Origin of the sequence: Treponema sp. OMZ 838, from assembly GCF_000775995.1 — a bacterium.
Taxonomy (GTDB): Bacteria; Spirochaetota; Spirochaetia; order Treponematales; family Treponemataceae; genus Treponema.
Map to the genome: position 1 here is coordinate 1,316,458 of NZ_CP009227.1, position 17,573 is coordinate 1,334,030.

The following is a 17,573-nucleotide window of genomic DNA, read 5'->3' on the forward strand; positions in this document are numbered from 1 at the left end:
TTAGGTTCTGCGGCTATTTTTCCGCTAAAAGCATTGTTTTGGCGTCAAGTTTGCAGCCGGTATCAAAGTTCGCTTTACCGCGAGCTTTTAACGCGTGTATTTTAATAGCGTCCGGCGTCGGTTCCAAATACAGGATAACGTCTAGATCATCTGCATAAGGTTTTAAATCGGCATGAACGGCTTTTTCACGTGCGTCAGCGGAAGCAGAATACCAGACGAACATACCGGTTTCTTTTGCAAAAGTTTTTATCTGCTGAATCGCTTCGGGAACCGCTTTGGAAAAATCGAAATCATCGATAATCAGCGCGGAAGGCTTGGATCCGACTTCAAACAGCGCTTTTACGGTCTTGATAATTTGTGTCGTACGTACAATGTCTTGATTAAAATTCAGAACAATGCGTCGTGCGATAACCTCCGACTTTAACTCGGCTGCTTTTTCAAGGTGTTTTTTCTCGGCTGTTTCGTCGAACATATTGTTGTACCATGTAATGGCATAATCGGTTTGCTGACTGAACGAGATATGTACAATCGGTTTACCTTGCAGCAGCTGATCCAATCCGAGCTGTACCAGCATGGAAGTTTTTCCAACGCCTCTTTTAGCTGTTACAATACCGATTTCCCCCGGTTGTAACGCCCCTCCGAGCGCTTTCTCAAAATTACGAACAGCGCTGCGTTCGATTAAATCCTCTTTAACCATTTTCCGCCTCCTATTTTTGTTGTTCCGCTTTGCGTTTTTCTTCGTACGCCTTAATTAAGGTCTCCGTAACACTCTGGGGAGCTTTGCCGTACTTCGCAAATTCCATTGAGTATTCCGCTTTACCCTGCGTTGAAGAGCGCAAAATGGTTGAAAATCCGAACATTTCGCTTAACGGGACTTCTGCATCAACGCGGGTAAACTGTTCATCTTCGGTCGACGAAAGTATTATACCACGACGTTGGTTGATAAGTCCAAAGATATTTCCTTGAAATTCCTGAGGGCCTTCGATTGAAACTTTCATAATCGGTTCGAGTACAATCGGATTGGCTTTTTTGTACGCTTCGCGGAAAGCACCGATAGCGGCAGCCTGGAATGCCATATCGGAAGAGTCAACCGGGTGTGTTTGACCGTCGTTAATGGTAACCCGTACACCGACAATCGGGAAGCCGATAAGCGTACCCTTCTTCACAGCCGCTCTAAAGCCCTTATCACAAGACGGAATGAATTCCGAAGGAATGGCACCGCCCTTAATTTGATCGACAAACTCGTAGTCTTGCTCGGAAGTCGGTTCAATAAAGCCTGCAACACGGCCGAACTGACCGGAACCGCCCGTCTGCTTTTTATGGGTGTAGTTAAAATCTGCACGCTGGCTGATTGCTTCGCGGTAGGCAACTTGCGGCATACCGGTTTCTACGTCGCACTTGTATTCACGGCGCATTCGTTCGATGTATACATCCAAGTGGAGTTCGCCCATACCCTGAATAATCGTTTCGTTCGATTCGGTGTCCACATACGTGTGGAAAGTAGGGTCCTCTTTGGTAAAGCGGTTTAACGCCTTGCCCATCTGGTCGGCAGATTTTTTATCCTTGGGGGTAATCGAAAGCGAAATAACCGGATCGGGGACGTACATGGAACTCATTGCGTAGTTGAGGTCTCCGCCGCAGAACGTGTCTCCTGATGCACATTCGATACCGAAGAGAGCAACGATGTCTCCCGGGCCGCCTTCGGAAATATCTTCCATTTCGGCAGAGTTCATGCGGACGAGACGCCCAACCTTGAACTTTTTGCGTGAGCGGGTATTGTACAGTTCGCCGCCTTTTTTCAGCGTTCCCTGATAGATACGCACATAGGTCAGCTGACCGTATTTCCCATCCTCCAGCTTAAATCCGAGCGACACAACCGGATCATCGGGGTTAGTGCTCAATACAACCGGCTCTTCGTTTTTATCCAAATCGAGCGCTTTATTGGTAATTTCCGTCGGATTGGGTAAGTAGTAGGTAACGGCATCGAGCAGCGGCTGGATACCTTTGTTTTTATAGGCTGAACCGAGGAATACCGGTACAAATGCTTCTTTTAAGGTTCCTGCGCGTACCGCTGCACGGATCATCTCTTCCGTTTCGGCGCCTTCAAGATATGCTTCTGCAAGCTCATCGGAGAACATGGACGCTGCATCAATCATTTCCTCGCGGTATTTTTTTGCATCATCCAGCAGGTGCGCCGGAATTTCGGCAACGCGGAGTTCGGTGCCGCTGTCTCCTTCAAAGTACAGTGCCTTCATCGTTACGAGGTCGATAACGCCTTCGAGTTTGTCTTCAAGACCGATCGGGAGCTGCATCATATAGGCGTTGAGGCCAAGCTTTTCGCGGAGCTGCATCCGCACCTTTAACGGGTTTGCACCGGTTCTGTCACACTTGTTAACAAATGCGATACGCGGAACATGGTAGCGCTTGAGCTGGCGGTCAACCGTGATAGACTGAGACTGTACACCGGCAACGGAACAAAGTACCAAAATAGCGCCGTCCAAAACGCGTAATGAACGCTCAACCTCGATAGTAAAGTCAACGTGTCCGGGAGTGTCGATAACGTTAATGGTATGATCTTTCCATTGTACCTGTGTTGATGCGGACTGAATGGTGATACCGCGCTCCCGTTCCAATTCCATATTATCCATAACGGCGCCGACACCGTCTTTTCCGCGTACTTCGTGAATGGTATGAATACGGTCGCAATAAAACAAGATACGCTCTGAAAGGGTTGTTTTTCCCGAATCGATGTGCGCACTGATACCGATATTTCTCATTTTTGAAATATCACTACTCATAATTCTTTTACCTCATTTCTATAAGATTTTTACGTCAAAAAAAACAGCAGCTAAAAATATCAATTTTCAAAAACTGTCTATAAGCAAGATTATAAATTATACAGGAAACGGTTTTTGATTGCAAGACTAAGCTTTAAGTTATGTGAGAAAAAGGCGCAAAAAGCAGAAAGATGCCTCTTTCGTATACTAAAACGTGTCCAATATGTAACTGCTGCTGTTAAATACTGTTTAAACTGAAAGGACTATTTTAGTAATTGGAATTTTGAAAGATGTCTATTAATGATCAGTACATTTTATGAGTGCTGAGGGGATGGTCTATGGTTACAGTCAATGAAATTCAAAAGGCTTTGGACGGTATTCGTCCTCACTTGCAAGCGGATGGAGGCGATGTTGAATTTGTCTCATTATCCGATGACGGTGTTGTTTCCGTCCGATTAAAGGGGGCGTGCGGCTCCTGTCCGATGGCTTTGATGACGTTAAAATCCGGTATTGAAGCTCAACTAAAAGAATCCTATCCTGATATAAAAAAAGTCGTCTCCGTTTAATATCTTTACATTATCCCGATCTTGATATACTCAAGTTTTCGGGGTATTGTGCCGATACCTTAAAAGGAAATTTTTACAACAATGATCTTCTTCTTAATCTGAATTACTATAAAAGTTGTAGCATGCCGGTACTGTATATAAGTTTCCGGAGAAAGCTGCCGTATTAAACGAGAGCTTATTTACTTTAATAAGGAACTTCTATGAAAAAGCTACTGCTCTGTGTCTGTGCGTCCGCCTTTCTGGGGGCATTTCTATTTGCCGGAGGCAAGGTAGAAACCCGCACTGTAGAAAATCCCGAAAGCTGGGACGAATCTTTTGATCTTACGGGGAAAAAGCCGGGTAAGTATAATGTACTTGTTACGGCCGAAGATTCGGCAGGTAATATCGGAGAAGCCGGCCCCTTTAATATGTACATAGACCCCCGCTCGGATCAACCGGTTGTGTCTATTACAAACCCCTTCAAAAATATGAATATTACGGGAACTTTTAGTGCATCCGGAACATGTTTTGACGATGACGGTATCGATTATATTGAAGTAGCCTTAGACGACAATGAACCGGTCCGTGCAAAAGGTAAGCAGTTTTGGACACAAACCTTTAATACTGCCGACTTGCAAGAGGGGGTACACCGTATTACTGCATGGGGTATCGACATTAACGGACTAAAGAGTGACGGCGTTTCGGTTGAGTTTAATTTGAATCTGCATACGCCTGAAACCCTTGTAACCACTATGGATGACGGTGCCTTGATTTCCGGTAAACAGGTATTGGGAGGAATCGTGCGGGATGGAAACGGCGTGAGTAAGCTGTTCTATTCGCTGGATGCCGGACATACCTATACGCCGCTTGCGCTTAAATATGATAAAAAGGCGAACGTTTCTTCTTTCAAGCTTGACATTGATACACGTAAAATGCCTGAGGGGCCGACCGTATGTTGGTTTAAGGCGGTTGATAAATTAGGAGCCGAAGGTATTTCTACGTTCTTATTCTTTATTGATAATACTCCTCCTGTGGTTGATTTCTTTTATCCCGCCCCTTCCGAAAAGGTTAATAGCGTTTTTGGGATAGCAGGCTTTGCAAGCGATGCGGTAAATCTTAAGTCGTTATCGTGGCGAATGGGGAATCAAGCCGGAGATTTTGAACTGACTAAAGGAAATTCTTATTGGGTTAAAGAATTTGATGTGAGCGGTTTTTCAAATAAAACCGAGACCGTTGAGATTACTGCCGAAGATGCAGCCGGCAATATTACGAAGGTAGTACGGACAATTACGATTGATAAATCCGTGGATGCTCCCCGCCTTACAATAGTACAGCCCGTTGCCAATGCCATTACCGGTAACAGTATATATCTTGCCGGTTCAATTCAAAGTGGTTTCGGAGTTTCCGAAATACGCTATAGAATCGATCGAGGGGAGGAAGTAACCGTACCCGTCACCATGAGTGCTTTTGGCGTTCCTATTACCGATATTTCGGGAGGAACGCATACGGTTTCGGTGTATGCCGTTAACCCTCAAGGTGTAAGAGGGAATACCGAAACGGTATCTTTCTCGGTAATAGGTACGAAGTCCGTTATCGGACTTGAGGGAACTTCCGGTGTTGTGCAGTCGGCGGCTCCTGATAGCCGGACTCCCGTTACAATAACTGTCAGCGCCGGAGCCGGTCTTGATTCGGTTTCATACACTATTGCAGATAATGCTGAAATTCCTGTTTCAATCAGGAAAGGGGCTGCAAATACGCTTATCCGTATTCCGGTTGATTCTTCATTTACCGGCAAGGTGATTCCCGTTGCGGTACAAGCTTCCGATATATACGGCAGGGCGGTCGCTCAAACTATTTTAATTGATTCTCAGACAACTGCGGAAGAAGAAGCTTTTGCCTGGGCGGAAGGGAATAAATCTTCTGACGGAACTTTTGTTTTATCCGATAACAATACGCTAACGGCGGTGTATCGTCCTGCAGGCGAGGCTGAGATTGCTTCCGTCGAATTAGCCGGTTCTACAATACCCTGCGAATTGTCGTTTTCGGGACATGTCATTGCGCTCGCTGTCACTGAAGAAGGAGTATATAAAAATGTACGGATTACCGTTACGGATACGGAAGGCCGGACTTTTACCTCTTCGGGTATTAATATTCTCGTTGATAAAACCGCTCCGGTAATTAAACTGACGCTTGCCGAAGAGCCTCGCTTTATAAAAGAATCGCTGGAATTAGCCGGCACAATTTCCGATATTTCCGCATTACAGTCGATAACATACACGGTTGGAGATGCCGAAGCGCAACCGCTTCCTTCCGCTAAGTTCTCTCAGAAAATTGCGCTGGAAAATTATCCTGACGGCGTTATTGTTGTGGGTGTACATGCAGTCGATGTGCTTGGACAGAAAAGCTCTGCATATCGGACATTCTATAAAAATTCGCAGGGACCGCAGGTGTCGCTTATCCTTCCTCGTGAAGGCGATAAGGTGAACGGTTCTATTTTGGTGGCTTTTAAACCGGATAACTATTCTGCCCTCGAAAAAATCGAGTATAAACCGGAAGGTTCTAATCGTCCCTGGGAGCCCATGGAAATTTCTCCTCTTCCCCATAGAATTATCGGGACGGCAGCCGCACCGATCGGTAAGGGAATGGTGTTCCGATTTACAGATAAAGCAGGGAATGTCTCAACATATAACGAGTATCCTTTTGAAATAGACACTGAGTCGGATAAGCCGATTATTGAAGTTCACTTACCGGAAGAAGATGCCATTGTAGTAAAAGATTTTGTCCTGTCCGGTATCATCCATGACGATGACGGCGTCTCAAAAGTCTTTTATCAGATTGACAACGGTGCAATCAAATCTCTTGAAGTAAAGAATACCTTTACGGTTCCGCTTGCTTTAACCGATTTTACGGATAATGAACATACTATTTCGATTTATGCCGAAGATATTTATGGCGTTAAGAGCAATGTATTTAAGCGGAAAGTTCGGGTTTCTCTTGAACCTCCGTCAGTTGCGGTTCAGGTGCCGGCGAGTACGTCCATAGTAAAAGATATTATTTCTATCAAAGGAACTGCAGCCGATAAAAACGGCATCAAGTCAATTGAGGTGTCGATTGACAACGGAAATACCTATTCTAAAGCAGAAGGTGGTGAGAACTGGTACTATGATTTTAATACCGCTGTGATTGCCGATGGAACCCATGTAGTGTTTATAAAAGCTGTAGACCAATACGGCGAAGAATCTCGAGCTTCTACTCTGGTAAACATCGATAATACGGCACCGGTACTCCAGTTTGAATATCCCATCCCCGGTGGAAGATACGACAATGAGCTTTTTGTTTCCGGACAGGTATATGACGAAATCGCCTTAAAAGAAGTTGCTGTTCATATCAAAGGATTACAAGGTCAGTCGGTGCCGGCAAAGTTTTCAAATACAGTGCTTGAACCGAAGCTTATCGTCTCAAAAAGTATCAATGTTGCAGATCTTCCTGAAGGATCTTATAACCTTGAAATTGTCGGTTCAGATGAAGCAGGAAATGTTACCAATATTGCCCGAAACTTTGTCATTGATCGTAGTAATGATAAAGGAAAGATTGAGCTTCTCGCTCCGCTTATGGGAGAAACATTGGTCGGCGAGTTTAATATATATGGAAAGATTTCCAGTACGATTTTTCCTGAGTCCGCGACCTTATATATCGATGGTGCGGAGCGCGGTACATCCACTATTTCTCCGACCGGTTATTTTAATTTTAGAATAACGCCTGAAGGTATGACCGAGGGTTCACATAAAATATCGGTTAAAGCAGAAATTGTAAAAAATAAACCGGAAAGTTCTGCCATTCATTCGATAGTTTATAAGACCTCTGGTCCGTGGATTACGATTGATAATTTTGCAATGGGTGATTTTGCCGTTGAGCGGCCGTATCTGAAAGGTAAGGCGGGATACACTCTTTCCGAAGAAGAGAAGTTATTACTCAAAGACAAATCTACGGCAGTTGGTGTTCGCGAAGCAATCGCTGCAAAGAAATTAGTTGCAGTAGAACTGAGTTTTAATAACGGTAGAACATTTGTTCCGCTCGGTTCGAAAGCCAACTGGAAATACCGGCTTGAAACCGGAGATATGGCAGAAGGTGAACATTTCTTGCTCGTGCGTGCTCGAATGGCAAATAATGAAACTGCTGTTTGCCGTATGGTGGTGAGTATCGATAAGACGGCTCCTGTTGTTACCCTGCTTACTCCGGATGAAGGCGGAACCTATAACCAATCTTTGACGTATGCAGGATTAGCGACCGATGATGTTTCCCTTACTAATGTTTCTTTGTCTTTACGAAAGGGTGATAAATACCTTTATGGTATACCAAAGGTCATACAAGGGTTGCATTTTGATGTCGGTTTCTGGGGGGCTACGTTGTGGAATGCCGGGGTTGGGTTGAGTTTCTTCGGCAGCAATGTGAAATTACAGCTTCATTATGGACAGTTCTTGCAATCGCAATGGGATTTATTCTATAAGGGCAAGGTAAGAATGCGGTACGGCGGGCACGTCTTTAGTATGAAGATTCTTGCAAACGTATTCGAGCTGCCTTTTGAATCTTTTGCGGGTCCCGATTGGTCGTGGTTATATATGACCGGTGCTTTAGGCGCAAATTTCTCGGTCTTTACGCAAACACAGAAAGGGACGCCGCAAGTCCTTGCTGCTATGCTTGCGCAGATAGAGTTCCCTCGTGTTAAGTTATCGAAGAAGAAAATGAAGTATTTTAGAAGCTTTGCTGTGTATACGGAAGGTCAACTTTGGTTTATCCCGACCGATGTCAGCGGCGGTTCTTCCTCAGCAATAAGGGGTGTCCTTCCGCATATATCGGTCGGTCTCCGCTTTGATGTATTCTAAAAAAAATGCAGCGCCTTTGGCGCTGCATTTTTTGTTTTAAAAGATGTTTAACGTATCATGTTGGAGTAAAAATACACACGTTTGCAAAAACGGCCGGTTTTTTCTATAATACAACGATAATGAGTATGCAAAAACCTTTTTATGAAAAATTTATTAAAAAACCGTCTTCCGTCCGGACGCAAGACAAGCGCAATCAATTCCAAGTAGAGGAAAAGAACCGGAAGCATCAGTCAAAAGAGAAGGATATTTATCAAAAAACTTCCGGACAGCGTCTTAATCAAAAAAATGAGAAGCAAAGCAAAAATCGAAACACTGCACTTTATACATTCGGCAGACCGATATTTGCAGAGCTGACTCCTGAAGCTAAAAATATCTTAGAGCATTTCCCTGCCTTGTTGGATCAGGTTTTACCGCTCGATGCAAAAAAGAAGCAACTGTTACCGCAGCATATTCATACGCTTTTCCATGAGTTGACGGATGAACGCAGCAGTAGAAAAACACAGTATTTAAATGATCCGGTAAAGCTGTCGGCATATACGCACTATTATGTTTGGTGGAATTTAGTGCGGCTTAGCAAGCTCCTACAGAATATTGATATCCGGCTTGATGACGGTGATTATGCGGCAGACTTCGGTTCGGGGCCGCTTACTTTTGTCTGCGCTTTATGGATTACAAAACCGGAGCTGCGGAAAAAACGGCTGACATGGTATTGCTTAGATATTTCCAATAAAGCACTCAGCTTCGGGGAAGAGCTTTTTTTAGCGCTCTGTGCATACACCGGTAAAAAGAACAACAACGGGGAAATTCCGTGGACTGTTAAAAAAGTGTGCGGCGCATTCGGTACGCCATTGTCCGAAAAAGTATCGCTGGTAACGGAAGCAAATATGTTCAATGAAATATTTTGGAACAGCCCGCTCTCCCTCGATGACCAGGCCGAAAAAACGCACCGTACGGTTATGCACTATCTAAAGCCCGCCGGTTCGGTTCTGTTCATTGAACCGGGGATACCGCTTGCAGGCGAGTTTTTAAGCCTGTTGAGAACGGAATTTTTAGCGGCAGGTTTTTCTATATATGCGCCGTGTCCCCATGCCGGAGTTTGTTGTTTCCCCAATCGTCCTCTCCAAACCGGAACGGCGAAAATGCCGGTAGCGTTTCATAAATGGTGCCATTTTACTTTTGAAACGCACGATTCGCCTGAGAACCTTCTCCGTCTTTCGGAAGCATCCCATTTGGGAAAAGAGCGTGCAAGTTTAAGTTTTTTATACGGCACGTTATCCTCATCCGCATTATCTTCCGGCACCGTGCAGCGGGGGGCTTCCGATGGAATACCCGTGCGTATCTGTTCGGATATCATCAAACCGGATCCCCAAACTATCGGCAGATATGCCTGTTCGGAAAAAGGTTTTATGCTTATTACCGGCCATGCGTACAAAGAATCGGTGTTAAATACCGCCGTATCGGGCACGCTGCTTATTCTGCCGGAAGAGTCAGTGAAGCTTAATCAGCGGGATAAAAAGACCCATGCACTGTTGGTGGAAGTACCGTAAAAGCGGAGGGAAACGATTAGTTCGAAATTGCTATGGACACCATCATGGTTGACGAATCTATCGTTTTGTTTCCCTGTGTATCCATCCCTCTCTCTCCGCCCTTTACTTACTCCAACTCACTTATATCAAGCCGGTCAAAACCTTCCAGTAATGTGCGGGCGATGTCTTTCAGCTTTGCAAGATCACCTTTTCGGGCGCTTTCGATGTTCAGCGGCATAACGGGGTCGTGCAGGGATAGGCGGAGCAGCATCCAGCCTTGTGCTTCGGCGTTTTTAAATGAAATACGCACCCCTTCATACGACTGCGGCAGTTCAAAACCGGCTTTTGCGGCGCGCTCCTTAAATGCTTGCAGGATTGACGTGCCATATTCTTTAAAGTCATCGCCTCGTATCTTAAAACGCAATTCCGTTTCTTCTACCATCGGCGGGAGCTTTTCAATCAGGCTTTCGATATTTTTTCCTGCGTGCTTTGCGTTCGCAAGCGCCGTAACCAGCTTTACCGCAAGAAAAGCGCCGTCATCGAGGTAGTAATTGTCTTTCAGCGCGCCGTGTCCGGACGTTTCCATCGCCAGCGGGCTGATAAGCCCTTGCTCGTTCAATTCGCGGCATTTGTTGATTACGTTTTTGTAGCCGCGCATATACCGCAGATGGGTAAGCCCTAACTCCTGCTCAAGAAAGAAGGTGAGCCGGTCGGAAGTTACCGAATCGGTAACGATGGTGCTGTGCGGATAGTCGGGTGCAAGGATTGCCGCCGTCATTGCGATAATTGCATCGCGGTTGACTTCCGTTCCGTCGGATAGTACTGCCGACATACGGTCAACATCCGTGTCGAAAATCAAGCCTAGATCGGAGCTGCTTTGCACGGTAGCGGTTTTAGCCGCTTCCATCGCCGCCTTGTTTTCGGGATTGGGAATGTGATTGGGAAAGGTGCCGTCCGGTTCAAGGAAGCGGCTGCCGCTGGTATCGGCGCCAAGCGCTTTTAATACCTGCTTTGCAAAAAAGCCGCCTGCACCGTTCCCGGCATCGACCGCGATTTTTAAGTTTGCAAGCGGCTTTTCGGCATGGAAGCTCAAGCCTTTCCGGATGGCGTCTTGCAGGTGTTTTGAGTATCGAGCAATTAAATCGAATGACCGGCATTTCGACGCGCTGCTGTCTCCGGTAATCTGTTGTGCGGCGGTATCAGGCGGAATGGCATTACTGTGCTGCGCTGTAGCATCATGCTGTGCGGCGGCACTGCGTAAAATTTCCGTGATGTCGGTGCGTTCAAGCCCGCCTGTTTTATCGAAGAACTTGAACCCGTTCCGGTTGAACGGGAGGTGGCTTGCGGTAATCATAATTGAGCCGTCAAAGTTTGTTTCTTCAAACACGGTGCCCATAAACATTGCCGGTGTGGTAGCAAGCGAGCAGCGCACGATAGTAACCCGCTGCGCCGCAAGCCCTTCGATGAGCGCATTTTCAAGCGCTTCGCCGGAAAGCCGGGAATCCCGTCCGATACCGATTACCAGCGTATCCGTGCTGCGTCCTGTTTTTGCAGAAAGCCAGAGCGCAAACGCCGCGCCGATGTTCCGGCAGACTTCGGTCGTTAAATTTACCTGTTCGCCGTCAACGCCTTCCAGCGCAACGCCGCGGATATCGCTGCCGTTTTGCAGCTTCAAAAAATCATGTTCGTTCATAGTGTGTTTATTATAGCAAAAAACTGCGTGTGGGGTAGAGGGGGAAGCGCGGCTTTTAGTCGGAGAGAGCCCCCTCGCAAAATGATGATCTGATGATATAGCTTGCTTGATATATAAAACTGCGGTACCATTAGGGAATGAGCAGGAATATAAACATGAACAAAAGATTTTTTTATTGGTTTATTATCAGTATTGCTGTTGCGGCACAGTTAGCTGCGACAGAGACGGTGCGTTTTCAGGAGCAGACTTACAGCGGTTCTGTAACGTATAACGAAAAGGCTCAGCCGGGAGACGCAGTATTCGTACGTCTTTCGATGAAGATGCCCGGAGCAACGTCTGATAAGACCTCACAAAAGCCTACCGCCGTTTTGCAGCTCTTTAAGGGAAAAGAGCTGGCTGCTTCCGCGCCGTTCTTCTTTACAAATCCACAAAATCGCAATGCGGAAACGGCTGAGATGCTTGCGGGTATTCCGCTTTCGACATGGCTTTCCGACAAGGATGTTTATTCACTTAAAGTGATTATTTCAATAGGGGACGCACAGAAAAAAGAAATAACGCTGCCCTTCAGTATTCAGAAAAAGCAATTTGTTTCCGAGCGTATTGTGCTTGATGCAAGAAATACAGGAATTAGGAAGGATGTGAGTCCGGAACGCCGTGCACAAAGTGAAAAACTCAATAAAATTCTTGAAACGGTAACACCGCAGGATGTGTATACATTGAAGCCCTTTACAATACCGGTAGATTCAAAACGGATCACGTCCGGTTTTGGCGACCGCAGGGTCTTTGAATATACCGACAAGCAAACGAGTACTACGCTGCATTATGGAATAGATTATGGAGTGCCGACAGGAACGCCTGTTCATTCCTGTGCCGAGGGAAAAGTTGTGCTGGCAGAGAACCGTATTTCTACCGGCTGGAGCGTTGTGGTAGAACATTTGCCGGGACTATACAGTCTCTATTACCACATGGATTCGCTGAACGTGCAAGAAGGTCAATATGTCAAACAAGGGGAAAAGCTTGGCCTTTCAGGTGCAACGGGGCTTGCAACCGGGCCGCATCTGCACTGGGAAGTGCGGCTGAATATGGGCGCTGTAAATCCCGAATTCTTTTTGAAAGAGTTTGCGTTTTGACTTTGATATCTTCCCATGCATTATCTGCATCATCAGAAAATCTTTATGCATTTTTATCTGTATGAGTATTTTATACTCCGACGTTCTACGTCGAGGGAAACAGCATAGGGTAAAGTATATATCTTGATTTCTGCATAAAACCGCAGTACCATTAGGAAGTAAAAGATTATGATGGGAAAGATTATGAGGTCTGCTGAATAATGTGCTGCGGTGGGCGTGAATGAACGGGGGCCGATTGCATCAATGTAAGAGGAGGTAAATATGACATACGAAATGTTGGAACAGCAGATAAAATCCCTTCCGTATGAATATTATATGCAAGTTGAGCATTTTGTAAATTTTATGGTACACGAAGCGGGGAAACAGGCTGACGAAAAATATGCTGCTGCTATTTCTGAAAAATTGAAGAGTGTTTATTCACAGATACCGGCAGCTGCACAAATAACTTTATCGGCAGCAACATTGGATTCATGGCGGGAGCTTACAAAAAATGATACGTGGTGAAATATACTGGGCTGATTACGGAATACCGTATGGAAGTGAGCCTGGATTTAAAAGACCTGTTGTGATCGTCCAGAATGATGCATTTAATATCAAGGAACTCCATACTGTTCTTGCCGTTCCGTTGACAACCAATATAATACTCGCTGATGCTCCCGGGAATGTATTTATCGATAAAATAGATAGCGGTCTTCCAAAAGATTCCGTCGCAGTGGTATCGCAAACAGGAGTGATTGATAAAGCAAGAATTTCTGAAAAAGTTGGCATCCTACCTTTTGATGATATGCATGAAATTGATGCCGGACTTTGTTTGATTTTGGGGCTTAATTAAAAAGCTCATTTTAGTATTCTTATAAACTCGTCCGAGTGTGTTATAATGTGTGGCATATTCAAATACGAAAGCGGAGGAGGGGTAAATGATGTCTATTAAGGCAAAAGACATGACGATGGCGGAACGCAAGGAACGTGTGGCGCAGCTGGTAAATCAATTTAAGGAGAATGAGGCGTTTTATCTTTCCAAGAATTTTGTTGAAAGCGAAGTACGTAATAAGTTTATCGATCCGCTGCTTGAATGTCTGAAGTGGGATGTTTAACTTCGGCTGCTAATACGTTTGCACAGCCGAAAAAATTCTTTGATTATCGAAAACAAAATATAAAAAGCGGCGGTGATTGGAATGTTTACAGCAAAGATAGAATTGTCGTAAGGTAAATCGATTCTATACCAATCGTAGGTCTATGTAAAGCTGACATACTTGCATCAAATACACTATATAGTATTTGGTCGAAAACTCCTGATTTTTCATTATTATATATACTGTGTATATTAAATTCAAAATTAATAAAAAAATATTGGAGTACAACATACTCCGATAACAAGTTACTATTTTCTAAAATAAAAGGATATCAGCTAAAAGAACGGCCTATTAAAAAAATTCCGCTTCAAGAGCAAACGCCGCTTATCCATTTTGCTGAGCAAATGCTTGATGCACAGGAATAGCTGGACAGTGCAATATCCGATTCTGATAAAAAATTCTTACAACAGCGGGTTGACATTTTAGATAAGCAGATAAATACTGTTGTATATGGACTGTACGGGTTGACGGCGGATGAGGTGAAGATTGTGGAGGGGGAGTAGGGATAATTTATGAGAGATAAAACTAATGCAGAAATAACAGTATATCCTAAACTTATCAAGAATATGCCGTGTGAAGAAGATTTATTTGCTGGTAAAGCACATACAACAATTGCACAAAATATTTGTAATACCATAAAAAATAATCTTGATTGTCGTATGATAGGTCTTGACGGATCTTGGGGGACCGGTAAGTCAAACTTATTAAAAATACTTGAAAAACAGCTTAATCAACAAGAGTATGAAAAATATTATTTTTTTTATATGACGCATGGGGACATCAAGAAGATATTCAACGACGTGCAATTTTAGAGAATTTGACTGATTTTCTTGTTAAAGAGAAAAAGATTCTTGATAGTAAGAAATGGAAAGAAAAATGTAAAAATCTTGAATCAAAAACAAAAGAAACGGAAGTAAAAACGATACCTAAATTAAGTATCGGAGTTATCATAGGTGTTCTATCTGTTATAATAGCACCTGCTTTAAAACCGATCTCTGATTTATTACAAGAATCTTATCCAATAATTAGTAAATATATATATTGTATACCTTTAGGTTCATTAATGCTTGTGTTATGTTTTAAGATATTAAAACATATTTGGCATTGTATAATATGTTTTTATAAAAGGGGTAAAAATCAACAAAAATTTAAATTTATTTTTGATGAAATATTTGCTTTTTATACAAAAGATAGAAAAGACATTGTAACCCATGAGGTAATCTCTGAACGTAATCCTTCCTCAAAAGATTTTAAAGATTGGATAAAAGAGATATCTGAGGACTTAGAAAATAATAATCTTATAATTATTTTCGATAATATGGATAGGCTTCCGTCCAATAAAGTACAAGAACTTTGGTCATCGATTCATAGTTTTTTTGCAGAAGAAAGATATGAGGGGAGATGGGTTATTGTTCCTTTTGATAGGCTGCATATACGAAATGCTTTTAAGAAAGAGGATATACAAATACCTAAGACAGAAAAAGAGAATACTTCTGCAGATAAATATATATGTTATGGCGATGATTTTATCAATAAAACCTTTGATGTTGTCTACAGGGTATCTCCGCCTATTATGTCTGATTGGAAAGATTATTTTAGAATGCAGTGGAAAGAGGCATTCGGGAATACGATTGAGCAAAACAACTATGAAAATGTGATGCAAATATATGATATGTTGACAATAGAGCAATCACCTCGAAAAATTATTGCATTCATAAATGAAATAGTGACGATTAAACAAATTGTAAAAGATACCATACCCTACCAATATATTGCATTGTACATATTTGGTAAACAAAGAATGACCGAAAAAGGTATTACCGAAATTTTTTCGCCTACCTTTTTAGGTGCTATTGACTTCTTATATAAAAATGACACTGACCTAGCAAAATATCTTGCTGCATTATATTACCAATTACCACCGGAGCAGGTAAAAAGCGTCATATTCAAGGAAAAACTTAAGCAGTCACTCGACAGCAAGGATGTGATTACCGTTAAAGAAATCAGTAATTCGCCTCTTTTTATTGATGTACTAGAATCTGCTTTGCCGGAGGTTACCAATGTTGGTAATACGGCAGAGGTCATTAATGATGTTTTCCGTGATAAACAAGATGACCCATATACCAAACATATGTGGAGAGTTCTTTACAATAAGTCAAGAGATAAAACGGAAACAAAACTAGAAAATTATCAGTATATATTACTTACCCATATTGAAGCTCCTGCACAATATCTAATGAACATTATAAATACATTAGCAAATGATAAAAATTTTAATTCTAAGCAGTATTATAGTGATATTACAAAGCTTAGTGAATTAAAAAATATTAATGTTTTTGACTACATCAAATCTAAAGAATTACAGGTAGAGCAGTTTATTACTTTTATTAACCTTGCGAAAGAAAAAATAGAAAAGTATAAAATTACTTGTGATAATGATGAACTAGATGAATACTTAGCAACATTGGAAGTTTTAAAATTAAAAGAAATAAATTTTATACCATACATTGTAAAAGAATATGATTTTGATAAATATAAAAAACACTTGGTTGAGCTTATCTCAAAAAATCAAAGCTCTAAAGAATATATTAAACTTTTATATACTCGTCTAAAAGAAATTGAACGTCCTGTGAAACAAGAGCTTTTAACTGATAGTGAGATTTATTCACTGTTTACCCAATTTAATAATCAAGATGAGTTTTACTATGATTTAATTTGTATGAGGATTGCACGATTTGATGATTTTAGTTCATCATATTCAAGCCCCTTCGATGCTGTGCTAAAGAACAATAAGGATAAGATATCTTTAAAAATAGCAGAAAGAATCGAGTATTACACCGATTACAGTGATATACTCATAAATTTATCAAAAATAGACTTTCCTCTTTATAAATCAATGGCACAGGATTTAACGAAAAGATCTTATGGTGTATCACGTGCAAGAATTGAAATAATCTTAAATGATTATGATGTTATTAGTAAAAAACTGGAACTTCCACATAAGACATTGCTTTCTCGTTTAGAGGGCTGGAGTGAGTATGCAATCAGAGATATCACTATATCTAATATAATACATATATCGGTTGCCTTTTTTAAAGCAGTACATAATGAAAACATCAAAAATGAATTGACTGATCATTGTATGAATACGCTTGATGAATATCTGAAAAGCCTTACTAAAGAACTATGGATTGAAGAAATTAAAAATAAAGGCTTTGCTTACCAAACAATCGAATACAGTACATTACCACTACAGCATAGCGCTGTTGAGGCGTTGGAAGATGTTATCAAAAGTTTTGTAAAATCAGAATCAGATTTTACAAATTGTACAGATCAGATTACATATTTAATTGAAAAAGCAGAAAAAGATAGTCGTTCGTTACAAAGTATTGCAAAGGATATCAGGGATATTTTTACCAATGGAAAGGTAGAAATGACAACAGAGCTTTTTTCAACTATAGGAGTTCTTCTATTGAAACGAGGCAAACTTGAACAGAAAACGGAAGCTCTACGTACGGTATTTCCTAATACTGTTGTTGATTCATATATTGATCTATTACTCCAATACAGTAAATCAATAAAAAAGATAATACAGCAAGCAGATACTGAAGAAGTTGAATCGTTTGCCGCTCATCTGATAAGTATGTCGGATAAAGATGAGCGAGCGCTTGAACTTATCAAAAAACTTGGGCTATCTCAATCTGAGAACAAAGAAAATACAAAAACCGATAAATTATAATTACACAGTATCTCCCTCAATGTCTTACGAAACAATTATCAAACAAGTAAAAATGTTACCGGAACCATTGTTAGCATCAGTATCAACCTTCATCAAACTATTTGAATCTGCGTAATGCAATTTTACTGAAAACCACGCCGGTCACGC

At 42.2% G+C, this 17,573-nt stretch carries 13 protein-coding genes; 10 read left to right on the forward strand and 3 right to left on the reverse strand.

Annotated features, from left to right (window positions below):
* Nucleotides 1-13: 13 nt before the first annotated feature.
* Both QI63_RS05825 and fusA read right to left on the reverse strand, forming a co-directional pair.
* Complete coding sequence (locus QI63_RS05825) at nt 14-697, reverse strand: hypothetical protein (RefSeq protein ID WP_044014675.1); 684 nt, start codon at nt 695-697, stop codon at nt 14-16.
* A gap of 10 nt (nt 698-707) precedes the next feature.
* The gene (fusA, locus tag QI63_RS05830; RefSeq protein WP_044014677.1) at nt 708-2,798 is read right to left on the reverse strand and encodes an elongation factor G; all 2,091 of its coding nucleotides are present in this window, start codon (nt 2,796-2,798) and stop codon (nt 708-710) included.
* A 317-nt stretch (nt 2,799-3,115) separates the two neighbouring features.
* On the opposite strand from fusA, the gene QI63_RS05835 reads away from it, so the two are divergent.
* From QI63_RS05835 to QI63_RS05845, 3 genes are all read left to right on the forward strand, one after another.
* A complete protein-coding gene (locus QI63_RS05835; RefSeq protein WP_044014679.1) occupies nt 3,116-3,343 on the forward strand; it encodes a NifU family protein in 228 nt (75 codons plus the stop codon).
* Between the two features lie 200 nt (nt 3,344-3,543).
* Entirely contained in the window at nt 3,544-8,205 is a 4,662-nt protein-coding gene (locus tag QI63_RS05840; protein ID WP_044014681.1) for an Ig-like domain-containing protein, read from the forward strand.
* Nucleotides 8,206-8,324: 119 nt separating this feature from the next.
* The gene (locus QI63_RS05845) at nt 8,325-9,752 is read left to right on the forward strand and encodes a small ribosomal subunit Rsm22 family protein (RefSeq protein WP_044017116.1); all 1,428 of its coding nucleotides are present in this window, start codon (nt 8,325-8,327) and stop codon (nt 9,750-9,752) included.
* Nucleotides 9,753-9,858: 106 nt separating this feature from the next.
* Here QI63_RS05845 and QI63_RS05850 read toward each other — a convergent pair whose 3' ends face one another.
* Nucleotides 9,859-11,424: a phosphohexomutase domain-containing protein gene (locus QI63_RS05850; RefSeq protein ID WP_044014683.1), complete on the reverse strand. Its 1,566-nt coding sequence runs from the start codon at nt 11,422-11,424 to the stop codon at nt 9,859-9,861.
* 155 nt (nt 11,425-11,579) lie between these two features.
* On the opposite strand from QI63_RS05850, the gene QI63_RS05855 reads away from it, so the two are divergent.
* The 7 genes from QI63_RS05855 to QI63_RS05870 all read left to right on the forward strand — a co-directional run bounded on the left by QI63_RS05855 (nt 11,580) and on the right by QI63_RS05870 (nt 17,426).
* Nucleotides 11,580-12,554 carry a M23 family metallopeptidase gene (locus tag QI63_RS05855; protein WP_200877773.1) on the forward strand — a complete coding sequence of 325 codons (975 nt, stop codon included), beginning with the start codon at nt 11,580-11,582 and terminating at the stop codon, nt 12,552-12,554.
* Between the two features lie 261 nt (nt 12,555-12,815).
* The gene (locus tag QI63_RS05860; protein WP_044014687.1) at nt 12,816-13,058 is read left to right on the forward strand and encodes a hypothetical protein; all 243 of its coding nucleotides are present in this window, start codon (nt 12,816-12,818) and stop codon (nt 13,056-13,058) included.
* Nucleotides 13,045-13,386, forward strand: a complete 342-nt coding sequence (locus QI63_RS05865; protein WP_044014689.1) for a type II toxin-antitoxin system PemK/MazF family toxin — start codon at nt 13,045-13,047, stop codon at nt 13,384-13,386. Before QI63_RS05860 ends, QI63_RS05865 begins: the two co-directional genes overlap by 14 nt.
* 85 nt (nt 13,387-13,471) lie before the next feature.
* Nucleotides 13,472-13,648, forward strand: a complete 177-nt coding sequence (locus tag QI63_RS12825; RefSeq protein ID WP_235619808.1) for a hypothetical protein — start codon at nt 13,472-13,474, stop codon at nt 13,646-13,648.
* Nucleotides 13,649-13,779: 131 nt separating this feature from the next.
* On the forward strand, nt 13,780-14,052 hold the full coding sequence (locus tag QI63_RS13505; protein WP_369792411.1) for a TaqI-like C-terminal specificity domain-containing protein: 273 nt from the start codon (nt 13,780-13,782) through the stop codon (nt 14,050-14,052).
* A 147-nt stretch (nt 14,053-14,199) separates the two neighbouring features.
* Entirely contained in the window at nt 14,200-14,499 is a 300-nt protein-coding gene (locus QI63_RS12420) for a P-loop NTPase fold protein (protein ID WP_052185494.1), read from the forward strand.
* Nucleotides 14,500-14,504: 5 nt separating this feature from the next.
* Nucleotides 14,505-17,426 carry a hypothetical protein gene (locus QI63_RS05870; RefSeq protein ID WP_052185495.1) on the forward strand — a complete coding sequence of 974 codons (2,922 nt, stop codon included), beginning with the start codon at nt 14,505-14,507 and terminating at the stop codon, nt 17,424-17,426.
* The last annotated feature ends 147 nt before the right edge of the window (nt 17,427-17,573 follow it).

Coding starts and splice junctions, on each gene's coding strand:
- QI63_RS05840 (WP_044014681.1), top strand. CDS start 3,544: ATGAAAAAGCTACTGCTCTGTGTCTGTGCGTCCGCCTTTCTGGGGGCA.
- QI63_RS05845 (WP_044017116.1), top strand. CDS start 8,325: ATGAGTATGCAAAAACCTTTTTATGAAAAATTTATTAAAAAACCGTCT.
- QI63_RS12825 (WP_235619808.1), top strand. CDS start 13,472: ATGATGTCTATTAAGGCAAAAGACATGACGATGGCGGAACGCAAGGAA.
- QI63_RS05860 (WP_044014687.1), top strand. CDS start 12,816: ATGACATACGAAATGTTGGAACAGCAGATAAAATCCCTTCCGTATGAA.
- QI63_RS05835 (WP_044014679.1), top strand. CDS start 3,116: ATGGTTACAGTCAATGAAATTCAAAAGGCTTTGGACGGTATTCGTCCT.
- QI63_RS05865 (WP_044014689.1), top strand. CDS start 13,045: ATGATACGTGGTGAAATATACTGGGCTGATTACGGAATACCGTATGGA.
- QI63_RS05825 (WP_044014675.1), bottom strand. CDS start 697: ATGGTTAAAGAGGATTTAATCGAACGCAGCGCTGTTCGTAATTTTGAG.
- fusA (WP_044014677.1), bottom strand. CDS start 2,798: ATGAGTAGTGATATTTCAAAAATGAGAAATATCGGTATCAGTGCGCAC.
- QI63_RS12420 (WP_052185494.1), top strand. CDS start 14,200: ATGAGAGATAAAACTAATGCAGAAATAACAGTATATCCTAAACTTATC.
- QI63_RS05850 (WP_044014683.1), bottom strand. CDS start 11,424: ATGAACGAACATGATTTTTTGAAGCTGCAAAACGGCAGCGATATCCGC.
- QI63_RS05855 (WP_200877773.1), top strand. CDS start 11,580: ATGAACAAAAGATTTTTTTATTGGTTTATTATCAGTATTGCTGTTGCG.